The following is a 12,621-nucleotide window of genomic DNA, read 5'->3' on the forward strand; positions in this document are numbered from 1 at the left end:
CAAATGGAATCGAAGGCGGGCGGGGGTCGAGGCAATGGGCGGTTCCGGGTCGCTGGGGACCGTGGGTGGGCGGCGGCCGGTGCATTCCGGGCTTGCGGGCGGGGCGGTCGCGCGGGACGTTGCCGGTTGCCATGACGAATACGACGGTCAACCGGAGTTGTGAGACGCGAGTGGATCGGACGGCGCGCGATCGGTTGGTGCCGGGAATTCTTGCGTGGATTTTGGCGGTTAGCGGGGTGCGGGCGGCGGCAGACGCATCGCAGGTTGAGGCGGTGCCGGTCGGGGCGGTCTGGTTTGCGACGGACTTCGAGGGGGCGGATTTGGAGCGCGGCTGGCAGGGGGAACTGCATTGGGCGGCTGATCGCTCGGGTGGACGTTGTCTGGCCGTCCGACGGGAGGAGACCGCAGGGGCGGGTACGACGGTCGTAAGCCGCGACCTGCCGGTGGAACCGGCCCGGGGATGTTTGATTCGCGCCACGGCATGGGTGCGGGCGGAGGGTGTGACGGCCAGGCCGCGGCCCTGGAACGGAATCAAGTTCATGTTGGCGGTTGAGACGCCAAGGGGGCGCCTTTGGCCGCAGGCCGAAGTGCCAGTGGGCAGTTTCGACTGGCGCCGGGTCTCGTTCACCACGCGCATTCCGTCGGACGCCACCGCGGTGCGGTTGGTCCTTGGTTTGGAAGAGGTGGCCGGTCGCGCGTGGTTCGACGACCTCAGCCTGGTGGTGGCGGCACCGCGGCGCAGGCCGCCGGATGGGCGCCCGGAGAGGCCCTTCCGCGGGCATGACCTGCTGCGGTTGCGGGGGGTAATGGTGAGTCCGGACATTGATCCGGAAGGGCTGCGGGTGCTGGGAGAGGAATGGGGCGCCAACCTGGTTCGCTGGCAGCTGGTCCGACATGCGACGCCGGGAACCCGACCGCCCCTGGAGACGTACGATGCCTGGCTCGAAACGGAGCTGCGGAAACTGGATGCGGCCCTGCCGTGGTGCGCGCGTTATGGGTTGTACGTGGTGGTGGATCTGCATTCTCCGCCGGGCGGCCGGGCGATTGCCGGGGGTTACGTGGCGGCCAACGATGGGCTTTTCGCAGATCCGCGCGCCCAGGCGAAGCTGGTGGAAGTGTGGGAGCGGATCGCCCGCAGGTATCGGGGGGTGCCGACGATCTGGGGGTTCGACCTGGTGAACGAGCCGGTGGAGGAGTATGTGGCCGAGGGCTGCGCGGACTGGCCGGGTCTGGCCGAGCGGGTGGGACGGGCCATCCACGCTGTGGATCCCGGACGCACGTTGATTGTGGAGCCGGCCGATTGGGGTGGACCGTCCGGGTTTGTGGATTGGGTGCCGCTGTCGTTGGACCGTGTGGTGTACAGCGTGCACATGTACGAACCTCACCGGTTCACGCATCAGGGCGTGTACGGCGAGGATCCGCCGGTGCCCTACCCCGGGGAGATCCAGGGCGAGCGGTGGGACCGGGCGCGTCTGGAACGTGCGTTGCAGCCGGTCCGACAGTTCCAGCAGACCTACGGCATGCACATTTACGCGGGGGAATTCAGTGCCATCCGATGGGCCCCGGAAGGGAGCGCCCACCGTTATTTGCGCGACGTGGTCGGGATTTTCGAATCTTGGGGCTGGGACTGGAGTTATCACGCCTTTCGCGAATGGCACGGTTGGAGCGTGGAGCATGGTGAGGATCGGGCGGACACGCGGCCCGCGGCGCAGCCGACGGAGCGTCAACGGCTGCTGCAGGAGTGGTTTGGCCGGAATCAGAAGCCGCGCTGGTAGTGGCCCGTCAGCCGCTCAACGTTGCGGGGCCGGCACCCAGGAGCCGACCGGCTGCGGCGGGTACAGATAGCCCATGGCGGCATGGGCCAGACCGGTGCGGTAGGCCCGGTCCTCCAGCCAGCAAACGCGACGAACGGTGGAAGGACGGGTGGTCGTGTAGATTCGCAATTCACCGGGCACGCAGGTGATCAGTTCCTCGCGCCAGTCGCCCAGCACATCACCCACGGCGACCACGCGTCCCTCGTAGGTGTCCCGGGGCGGCTGATGGTAGGGCCCGATTTGGCCCCGGACGGCCACCCATCGGGTCCAGCCGTCGTCCCACCAGAGGGCGTAGGGTGACAGGCTGCCGAGCTCCTCCTGGCGGAGGAGCCGTCCGTCGCGGGCACTATAGGTCCAGCGGTCGGGCTTGAACTTCTCGCCCACGTAGAACTCGGGGCCGGGGTTGTCGGGATCAAAGTCGCCGAACATGCCCTGGCTGTGGACGTGCTCGGTGGGATGTTCACATCCCCAGATGAGCCGGCCGGTGCGGGCGTCGACGAGGCAGATGCCGTTGCGGGTCTGGCGGGTTTCGAAGCCGTAGATGATTTCCAGGCCGTGGCGGTGCGGCAGGATGTCCGAGACATAGACGGCATCGGGGTGACCCATGCCGAGGTTCCAGAGGATTCGGCCGGTGGAGCGGAGGACGGCCGCGCCGAGGACGATTTCGTCGCAGCCGTCGCCGTCGAGGTCCACGGTGTGCACGCCGTGCATGCCCTGGCCCCGGACCGGCGGGCGTTCGTCGTCGCCGCACCATTGCCAGACGGGTACGAGTCGGCCCTGTACGAGGTTGTAGGCGTGGACGACCATTTTGGTGTAGGTGCCACGCATGAGCAGGAGGCTGGGTTTGCGACCGTCAAGGTAGGCCACGCCCATGAGGTGTCGGGAGGCACGGTTGTTGTTGGCGTCGCCCCAGTCGGTGACGTTGCCGCGCGCGGGCCAGTCCACCCGCGCAATTTCCCGGCCGGTGAGGCCGTCGAGTATCGAGCACCATTCGGGGCCGCTGGTGACACGGCCGGTTGAGTCCCTGTAATCCACGTCGGTGGGTGCGGTTTTGACCGCCACCTCGGCCCGGCCGTCGCCGTCCAGGTCATACACGAGCATGGGCGACCACCAAACGCCCTGTTCAATGTTCCAGCCGAGGTCCCGCCGCCACAGGAACGTGCCGTCGCTGCGATAGGCTTCAAGTTTGAACGTGTCCTCGCTGGGTCGCCACACGCCAGGGTCGCTCACTTGGTGAGGTTGTTTGATGACGAAGTCAAGGGCGCCGTCCCCGTCGAGGTCTGCGATACCAACCTTGTCGAACCGGTAATTGCCCTGGAGCCGGATGCGGCGGAAGGCCGTGGGGCCCTCCACCGGTTCGGCCCGCACCGGGGTGGAGGGTCGGGCGACGCCGTCCGGGCCCAGCGCCTGCACGCGATAGTACCAGCGACGACCTTCGGCCGTGGTGTCGGTCCAGTTGCAGCGATTGGTTAGGGGCTCCGAATGCACAGGGGTCCAGTTGCTGCGCCCGTCCGGGCTGCGTTCCAGCACAAATTGGACCCCCGGCGGATCACTCAAAAGCAGGCGCCAGCTGGAGAAGACGTGTCCGTTGGTGAGGACAAAAGCTACCAAACCACGGTCCAGGTGTTGTCCGAAAACGGCCTGAGGGGGTTCTTGTCCCGAGCGAGTCCGAGCCTGCTGCGCCCCGGCCCGGAGCTCTTTTGCGCCCGGGCCCGTCGGTGCGGCCGCCGCGGAGGACAACGGCGTCAGGCGGAGCAGGGCGGCGCCGTGCGGAGGCACTTCGCGGGCGAATCGGCCCTCAAAGCGTCCGAGGTCCTGTTGGGTCCAGAGATCCCGAACGCGCACCGGTCCGCGGAACCCGAGCCCGGCCAGGTCCACCGTGATTGTGCGCGGCGGTGGGAGGGCCAGGGGATCGTTCGTGAAAACAAGAAACCGGACGGTGGCGCCGCGATCCAGGCGTACGCCCTCATCGTCGAGCGCCGCGAAGGCGCGAAACCGCCGTGCACCTTGCGGCAGGTCGTAGGCCAGGATCGAAAGGGCATGGGTGCCAATGCCGTTGGTGATGGTGCGTCCGCCCACGCGCATGGGCCCGCCACCGGCATCCCGTCCGATGGCCACCCGACCCCAACCGGTTTGGGCCGACCGCCACGGCAGTTGGATGAGGGCCAGTTCGCCCGTGCTGGTGAGGATTCGCGGTTCGACCCAGTTGGCGTGGTCGCCGAAGATGTCGTCTCCGGCGTCGGTCACCACGAGGTAAAGTTCCCGTGCGCCGTGCAGGGGTACGTCCACGTCCACGCCCTGGCCCGGCGTTTGGCGGTTCACGATCGGGCTTTGCCACAGGGCTGCATCGGGCTGGATCCTTCGGGGCGGGGGTGCATGGAACAGGGCCAGGTACCTGTCGGCCGTGCCGGGGACGTCGGCGGTCCAGGCGATCAGGTCGCCCTGGCGGAACCATTGGCGGTTGCCGGTGCTGTGCTGGTTCACCGCCAGTACTTCACGGTTGGTGAGCAGGGACAGCGTCCACTCATCCAACCGCGTGAGATCGCCCCCGAACATGAGCGGGGACCGGGCGATGGCCCAGAGCGTCATGAGGGTGATCTGTTCGTCGCGGGTGAAGCGCGTGGTGCGGGTTCCGAATTCCAGAACTCCCAGAGGCAACATGTCGGCATCCGGCCAGTGTCCGGGCCCGCGGAAGGGTGTCCACTGGTGCAGGCGCTCGAACTGTTCCCAAAGCGCGGGCCAGTTGTCCCAGAAATCGTCGCTGATCCGCCAGAGGTTGGCGTGGCGCACGACGTGGTCACCGGCGGTCAGTGCGGTTTCCCCGGGCGAAAGACTCAGCACCATGGGCCGGCCGCAGCGGTCCAGGGCCCGACGAATCAGTTCGATTTCGCCTTCGTGATCGTGGTAGGGCCGGCTGATGTCGTCCACCTTGACATAGTCCACTCCCCACTGTGCCAGGAGACGGAAGACCGAGTCGTACCATGCTTGCGCACCCGGGTGTTCAGGGTTGACGCCATACATGTCGGGATTCCAAGGGCAGATGCGTTGGGTGTCTGCGATGTCGCGGGCGTGCCAGGGTGAGTCCTTGATGGGGGTGTTGCGGTGCACGGCCTGTCGGGGAATGCCACGCATGAGATGCACGCCGAACTTCAGGCCGAGGCCGTGGATGTAGTCGGCCAGGGGTTTGAACCCGGCACCGTTTGCGGAGGAGGGGAACCGGTTGGTGGCGGGCCACAGACGGCCCCAGGGATCCATGCAAAGTTCCGCGCCCTCGCGATAACCGTAACCCCGGGCTTTGGGCTCGTACCATTGGATGTCCACCACAATGTACTCCCAGCCATGGGGCTTGAGCAGGCTTGCCATCACATCGGCCTGGGCACGGGTTTGGTCCTCGGTGACAGTGGTCCCGAAACAGTCCCAACTGTTCCAACCCATGGGTGGGCGTTCGGCCCAGCTCCAAAATGCAGGCGGCTCCGCCACCACGGTCACGGCCCAGAAGGTGAGGAGCGCGCTGGAAAGGCGAGTGATTCGTTCGACCCCTCGGATCCGCCGGATCCGTCCGATCCCGGGTTTCTTGTGAGGCTGGTTCATGGTACTTCAAGCCGATAAAAGACAGCAGGAACGTTGGTTGAGACCTCCAGGGCAAACACCGCCTGCCCGTTGGCATCGAACCGGGTTTCAGCGATGACCTCCCACTCGGAAAGCGGCCGGGTGAGGTCCGGGGTGCGGCGGAGCCGGACCGGCCAGCCGGGCGTTCCGTCGCCGGCCCGGAGGATCCAGCCGCCGGTGGTGCGCTCGGGCGGCTCCAGCCGCGGCGGTGTGGTGCGAACGATCCGGAGGGTACCGTCCAGGGCCAATCGTTCGGTCCGCCACGCCAACCCCTCCTCCAGTTCCGGCAACTCGAACTCCTGGAAGGCCCCCTGCAGGTTTCCCGCGCGGATGAGCGTGAAGGATTGCCCGGCCGTTAGCGGTTCGGGCCGGATGGACAGCACTTGAAGCCGGCCGTTCAATGTGCATGTGCCCTCCACCACAATTTGGTCATGGTCCGGCGCGGCGAGCTTCAGGACCGTGACGGCCGTGTTTTCTAGGATCAGGTCGCGGGCAAAGGTAAGGGTCACCGGTTCGGCTCCGCCCGGGTGCAAAGTGCCGCTGACCCGTGTGGTTCCACCGACCACGCCGGCGCCGCCCAACGACGCCCCAACCGCAACGGTGACGGCGCCGGTCGCACCCCGTTGGTCGCCCGAGATCACCAGCCGGCCCGCACTCACCACGGTGGTTCCTGAATAGTCGTTCGAGCCGGTCAGTACCCAGATGCCGGTGCCCTCCTTGATCAGCGAGGTATTGCCGCGGATGGTGGCTCGATTGGTGCCCGATGCATCGGTGCCGCCCACGCACCATGTGACGGCATTTTGCGCGCCCAGCCCGGAGCCGCCCCCGGCCAGCATCAACGCCCCCTCATCGGCGGAGAGCATGCCCACGGGGATCACACTGTCCGCGGGGGCCCGACTGTACATCGCCACTCCGGGACCCAGGTGCACGCGGGCACGGGGGAAGCCCGCCACGGTACCCACACGGAAATCGTCGTACGTGGAAGAGGTGGACGTGTTGGTCGTGGCATGAACCTGGAGCGTGCCGCTGAAGTTCGTCCAATCGCCCGTGACCTCACCGCGGACGTAGTCCACAAACAGGTGCAATGTGCCGCCGCCCAAGACCCGGCTGGCCAAGGTCTGACGCGGCCCGGTGCGCAAGGTCCCTTGTTGTCCGGCCGGGACGATCAGTTGATTGGTGAAAGCCCCGTAGCCCCGGGTGTCGTCGCGCAGTCCGTACCCGTAGAGCTGAAGGATCCCCCCGTGGAAGGAAACCGGGCCCGTGCCGGGAGCCCATTGGTTGGCGGTCAGCGTGCCCGGAGTCGACCCCCGAAGGGCCAGCACGCCATTGCTGAGGAGGATCCCCCCGCTGAAGGTGTTGGTCGTCGCCAGGGTGAGCGTGCCCGGGCCGGACTTCACCAGGCGATTCGAGCCGGCCAGAGAGCCCGAGCCCACAAACTCATAGTTCACATCTGCGTCCACGGTGACCAGGGAAGGTTCCAAGACCCCGACGAGGTTCACACTCGGCGCCCGGGCTCCGGTATTGTCGAACCTCACGCTGTCACCCGTGCGGAACAGGGTGGGTTGACCTTCCGCCACCCAGGCCGGTGTCAGGCCCGTATCCCAATTCGTGCTAACGCCGGCCCAGACCAACAGGCGACCGCCTTCTGTGGGGCCTTCCGGCACCACCACGGCCAGCGTGTTGGAGAGGACGGTCAACCAGAGATCGGGCCGGGGAGGGTCTTCCAGCACCACCCGAGCAACGGATCCGCTCAATGCCCCCTGCCACTCGATCAGTGGATATACCCCGGGCGGTGGCGACCCTTCGGTCCATCGAAGCGTGACCCGATTGGTCCCCTCCAACACCACGGTGCCAAAAACCCGCACACGATCGTGCGCGCCGGGTGCATCCGGTGGTTGCGCCGAAAGATCAAACCACAATCGCGCCCCCCGGAGCACCAACTGATTGGAAATGGTCAGGAGCCCGATTTGAGCGGGGCCGCGGCCGGGGTCCAGGACGCAGCTGCGTTCCAACGTCGCGCCGCCGCCGATCACTCCGGTCCCGCCCAACCGACTGTTCAGCCAAACGCCGGGCCGGACGCGGACCGGGCTTGCCGTCAGAAGACCCTCCACCACCAATCCGCCCTCGCTGATCTCGGTGGGCCCGGTGAAGGTGTTCGTGTTTTTCAAGGTCAGGGTGCCGGTGCCGGCCTTGTACAGCGACATCGAGCCGGCGAGCGTGCCCCCGGCGAACTCGAAATCCACCGGTGCAAACACGGTGACCGAGGACGGACGCAGTTCGCCTGCGAGCTGAACCCGCGGCTGCGCGGAGCCGCGGAGATCAAACAGGACCGATTGACCCTCTGCGTAGGTGGAGGTGACGGTCTGGGTCCAAACGTTGTTGAGGATCCAGCCGGGCTGGCCCGGGCCCCAGACGGCGTTGGGCACGCCGGCCCAGGCCAGGTCCGCCGGGCTGGTGGGGTACAACGGCGGTTCGTCCATGCCGGGCCCCACGTAGAACCCCGGGTGCGGCGGCTGGTTGTAGGCGACGTTTTGCCAGGCCAGGGCCAGCCGGTACTGCGGGTCATGGAGGAAGGTGCGGAACCGATTGGTGGCCGGGACCGTCGAAAAGAACAGCATCAACCGCGAGTTGTCGGCGCTCCGGAGCAGGATTTCCTCGCGCCAATCGCCCAAAAGATCGCCACTCAAACAGGGATTGGCCTTGGTGCCGTTGATGTTGAGGGCTCCGCCGTCCACCGAGTAAAAACTCACCAACCGCTGCACGCCGTTGCCGGTCCATTTGTCCAGCTTGGCGGCGGTCCCGTCGCTCCCGGCGCTGTCGTGCAGTTCGCGCAGGACGTCCGCGTCCCACCAGACTGCGAAATTGATGGAGGGACGGTTGGCGGAAATCGGTTGTCCGCTCAGGTCCAGCACGCCCGGGGAGACGGAAGACCAGAACTGGTAACCACGGTAGCGGCCATCAATCGGGGAAGCCAGGCCGCGCCCGGTGTCGCCCGGACCTTCAATGCCCCAGATCAACGCGCCGGTGCGTGCGTCCCGGAACGACCCCCCTCCGGCAGCTGACGGCGTCTCGTGCACCTGCCAGACCTCCAAGCCCGGTCGGTCCGGGTCCATGTCCGAGACATGCATGGCATCCCCATGGCCCAGGCCCGTGGTGTACAAACCGCGTCCATCGTGGTCGATGGTGCAGGCGCCGTAGACGATTTCGTCCCGGCCGTCGCCGTCCACATCGGCCACGGAAAGGTTGTGGTTTCCCTGCCCCGCGTAGCTGCTCCAGCCGAGGTTGCTGTCGAATGTCCAGCGATGCGTCAACCGTCCGTCGCGCCAATCCCAGGCCACCAACACGGTGCGGGTGTAGTAGCCCCGACACATCACCAGGCTGGGGCGCACACCGTCCAGATACGCCACACAGGCCAGGAACCGGTCCACGCGGTTGCCGTAGCTGTCGCCCCAGGCGCTGACCGACCCGCGCGGCGGCAGATAATTCGTCGTCCACAGCGCCGCTCCGGTTCGGCCGTCAAAAATCGTAAGATACTCCGGCCCGCTCAGGATGTAGCCGGAGCTGTTTCGATAGTCCGCCAGTGGATTGTCTCCCGGCATGAGGACCCACTGGCCCAAGCCATCGCGCGTGCCGGGGGCGGTTTTGCAGGCCACCTCCGCCCGCCCGTCCCCGTCCAAATCGTACACCATGAACTGCGTGTAATGCGCGCCGGCCCGGATGTTCCGCCCCAAATCAATGCGCCACAGCCGCGTGCCATCCCAACGGTACGCGTCCAGAAAAACATTCCCCGTGTAGCCCGACTGGGAGTTGTCCTTGCTGTTGGACGGGTCCCACTTGACCACCAGTTCGTATTCGCCATCGCCGTCCAGGTCGCCCGGGCTGACGTCATTGGGTGAATACGTGTATTCCACACCGTCGGGAGTGACGCCTCCCGGTGGCACGTCCAGGGGGATGGACAGGTACGGCGCAAGCCGCCCTTGCGCATCGGTCGGCACGGGCGGGTTTGCCGGTAACGTACAGGACGAACGTCCCAGGGGATGCGCCCACCGATCCTCCACCTCCTGCCCGTCCAACACGGGTCGGATGAAATACAGATGCGGCACGGCAAACGTGGGCGGTCGGTCCACGTAATCCGTCGTCTGTTGCAGGGGCTGACTGTTGAGCCGGTTGGTCACGCCACCGGTCACGCGGTAGAGGTTGAAGGCAATCCCGGGCGGATCCTGGCCCAACCAGCGCCACCCCACCCACACCTCGCTGGAGCTGCGTCGCAGTGCCACCATTCCCCGGCCCAGGCATTCCATCTGACGTTGCGCGGGCGCGGATGCCGCTCCAAGCCACAACAGGGCCATGATCATCAACGCGCCGCTGTGGCCCCGACCACGCAGCCGTCCTGTCGCCGTTGGCCTCCTTGTCTCCATGAGCTTCCCGGATCGCTCCGCCGCCCAGTTTGGATCCTGAGGAGCGCTCACACAATCGCCAGAATTGGCCATTTCAGGCACGGCCATGGATTGGGGTCGAGGGCACATCTGCGGGTTCGGTGGGAGAGTCAGGCCGGCCCAAACAGCCTGCCGGCGGGGGTGGTCGGTTGGTTTGCACGTGACCGGCTGGGGCGTTTCGGAGGGCGCGGGTCCCGTCAACCATTGCACAGCTCCGGGTGGATCGTTTAGCTTGCGCTTCGATGCATCGCCGCAGGTGGCCATGGCAGGCACTGCTGGGATGCGGGCTGGTGGCGGTGTGGATGGCCGGATGCACACCCGGCCCGGGAGGTCCTCTCGAAGAACAAAAGGAACCCTACTACCGCCTGGGCAAGGCCCGCGTCAACGGCATGGACTACACCGGAGCGGTGGAGGCTTTCCAACGTGCATTGGAGGTCAATCCACGGTCCGCTTCGGCCCATTTCGAGCTGGGCTGGTTGTACGACGTGAAAGTCCCGGACCCCGCTGCGGCGGTGTACCATTATGAACGGTACCTCCAACTGCGGCCCCGGGCTGAAAACGCCGACATCGTGCGCCAGCGGATTCTCGCCTGCAAACAGGAGCTGGCGCGCAGCGTGCTCCCGTTGCCCATCAGCCCCGGCCTGCAACGCGAGTTCGAACAACTGGCCGAGGAAAATCGCCGCTTGAAGGCCGACCTGGCCCGGTGGCAGTCCTACGCGGCCGACCTGGCCCGGGCCCTGTCCAATGCCACGGCTTCAACGGTTGCTCCCGCGACCGGCCCGTCGTCGCCGCCACCGGACACCCGGGGCGGGGAACCGCGCGCGGCACAAATGCCGACGACGGCCCCGCAGGGAACCGGGTCGGCCACCCCTTCTACGCAGGCAAATCCTCGACCCGATGCCGGCTGGCGCGTCCACGTGGTGCAGCCGGGGGAGACCCCGGCCCGGATCGCCCGTCGCTACGGCGTCGGCGTGCAGGCCCTGCTGGACGCCAACCCCGGGTTGGACCCGCGCCGGATGCGCGTGGGCCAGCAAATCCGTGTGCCTCCACCTTGATCGTGGCCCTTCAAAAAGATCGGCGGCCCTCAGCCCCGGGCTCTTCTGCCGCCACGCCTGCTGCATTTCATGGAATCACGCGGCCGTCTGTGTGCCATGGACCCTCCCGCGCATCGCATGCGACGCCGGGCTGCCGAACGACCTTCCCACTGGTTTCGGGCGAAGCTCGGGCCCGCACTGATCCAGCAGGCTGACCGGCCGCCGGGCTCCCCCCGAAAAAAGTTTTTTCCTCCGCAAATATTTCGCTTGCAGGAATCTGTCCCTGGCGGTAAAAAAGCCGCAAGATTTGTTGACGAATCCAGCAACCGTGGTAGAAATGGGAGCGGCTTCGGTGGCGTAGGGAACGTGGCGCCGGGGCATGCATCACGAAACCAAGAGGTCAAAGCTTATGAAAAGGATCGTGGCATCTGTCGGCTTGGTGACGGTCGGGATCACGGGCGTTTCCGCTTACTCTCCCGGGCTGCTAGGGCCGGACGCAACCAAGACGTGGAGTGTCTCCGCCACGTTGCGCGGCTTTTACGACGACAACTACGCCTACGGCTACAGCAACCAGCAGGAGCGTGACAGCTTCGGGTTCAACATTGCCCCGTCGGTTCAGTTCAACCTGCCGCTGGAGCAGACCTACCTCGGCCTGCGGTACCTTTACTCCGGCAAGTATTACGAGGACCGCAGCAGCGACGCTTGGGATCACAGCCACCAGGTTGACCTCCGCCTGAACCACGCGTTTTCGGAGCGTTACAGCGTTGACCTGAGCAACACCTTTGTGGTGGCCCAGGAGCCCGAGCTGCTCGACAACGGCGTGCCCTACCGGACGGAAGGCGACAACATCCGGAACCGGGCTCGGTTCCTCGCCAGTGCCCAACTGACCCGGTTGTTGGGCGTGCAGCTGGGCTACAACAACGTCTATTGGAACTATGATCAGGACCAGGTCGTCGCTCCCGGCGGGGTCTTCCAGCGTGCCAGTCTGTCGGGTTTGTTGGACCGGGTGGAACACCTGATTGTGGGCAACCTCCGGTGGCAGGCCCTGCCGGAGACCACCGCCCTCGTGGGATACAATTTCGGCATTACGCATTACACCGGGGATCAGCAAATCGCGTGGCTCGATCCATTCCAGACCATTCCGGTCATGTCTAAGGACCGCGACAACGTATCACACTATGTGTATGCGGGCGTGAACCATGCCTTCCTGCGCAACGCCAGTGCGTCGTTGAAGCTGGGGGCCACCTACATCGACTACGACAACGACCGGATCAACCAGGACAAGTGGATTCCCTATGTGGACGTGAGCGCCAGCTACGGCTATGCCCGTGGCGGGAACGTGCAGATCGGCTTTGTGCACTCCTTCTATGCGACCGACGTGATTGCGCCGTTTGGCGGCCGCATCACCGGTTCGCAGGAAAGCAGCACCGTCTACGGCATGATCAGTCACCAGATCACACCCAAACTGGTCGCCATCGCCAACGTTCGCTATCAGGACTCAACCTTCGATGGCGGGCTGTACGGTGACCAGAGCGACCGGTTCTTCTCGGCGGGGATCAACCTGACCTACCAGATCAACCGCTTCCTTTCGTGCGAGGCCGGCTACAACTTCGACCGGCTGAACTCGGACATCCCGGCCCGGTCCTATGACCGCAATCGGGTGTACATTGGAGTCACCGCCACCTACTGAACCGAATGTGAGTTGCAGGGGGCTGGATCAGCGCGTGT

At 65.9% G+C, this 12,621-nt stretch carries 5 protein-coding genes; 3 read left to right on the forward strand and 2 right to left on the reverse strand.

Annotation, left to right across the window (positions count from 1 at the left end):
• Positions 1-131: 131 nt before the first annotated feature.
• Positions 132-1,775, forward strand: coding sequence for a glycoside hydrolase family 5 protein (locus G4L39_RS08985; RefSeq protein ID WP_165107589.1), 1,644 nt, complete (start codon positions 132-134; stop codon positions 1,773-1,775).
• Positions 1,776-1,790: 15 nt separating this feature from the next.
• Here G4L39_RS08985 and G4L39_RS08990 read toward each other — a convergent pair whose 3' ends face one another.
• Both G4L39_RS08990 and G4L39_RS08995 read right to left on the reverse strand, forming a co-directional pair.
• Positions 1,791-5,405, reverse strand: a complete 3,615-nt coding sequence (locus G4L39_RS08990; RefSeq protein WP_165107590.1) for a rhamnogalacturonan lyase family protein — start codon at positions 5,403-5,405, stop codon at positions 1,791-1,793.
• Positions 5,402-9,772 (reverse strand): rhamnogalacturonan lyase family protein, encoded by a 4,371-nt coding sequence (locus tag G4L39_RS08995; protein WP_205880895.1) that lies wholly within the window; start codon positions 9,770-9,772, stop codon positions 5,402-5,404. Before G4L39_RS08995 ends, G4L39_RS08990 begins: the two co-directional genes overlap by 4 nt.
• Before the next feature lie 329 nt (positions 9,773-10,101).
• On the opposite strand from G4L39_RS08995, the gene G4L39_RS09000 reads away from it, so the two are divergent.
• Positions 10,102-10,914, forward strand: coding sequence for a LysM peptidoglycan-binding domain-containing protein (locus G4L39_RS09000; RefSeq protein ID WP_165107593.1), 813 nt, complete (start codon positions 10,102-10,104; stop codon positions 10,912-10,914).
• Between the two features lie 388 nt (positions 10,915-11,302).
• Positions 11,303-12,583, forward strand: a complete 1,281-nt coding sequence (locus G4L39_RS09005; RefSeq protein ID WP_165107595.1) for an outer membrane beta-barrel protein — start codon at positions 11,303-11,305, stop codon at positions 12,581-12,583.
• Positions 12,584-12,621 lie beyond the last annotated feature (38 nt).

It is taken from the genome of Limisphaera ngatamarikiensis, assembly GCF_011044775.1.
GTDB lineage: Bacteria > Verrucomicrobiota > Verrucomicrobiia > Limisphaerales > Limisphaeraceae > Limisphaera > Limisphaera ngatamarikiensis.

Coding starts and splice junctions, on each gene's coding strand:
- G4L39_RS08990 (WP_165107590.1), bottom strand. CDS start 5,405: ATGAACCAGCCTCACAAGAAACCCGGGATCGGACGGATCCGGCGGATC.
- G4L39_RS08995 (WP_205880895.1), bottom strand. CDS start 9,772: ATGGCCCTGTTGTGGCTTGGAGCGGCATCCGCGCCCGCGCAACGTCAG.
- G4L39_RS09005 (WP_165107595.1), top strand. CDS start 11,303: ATGAAAAGGATCGTGGCATCTGTCGGCTTGGTGACGGTCGGGATCACG.
- G4L39_RS08985 (WP_165107589.1), top strand. CDS start 132: ATGACGAATACGACGGTCAACCGGAGTTGTGAGACGCGAGTGGATCGG.
- G4L39_RS09000 (WP_165107593.1), top strand. CDS start 10,102: ATGCATCGCCGCAGGTGGCCATGGCAGGCACTGCTGGGATGCGGGCTG.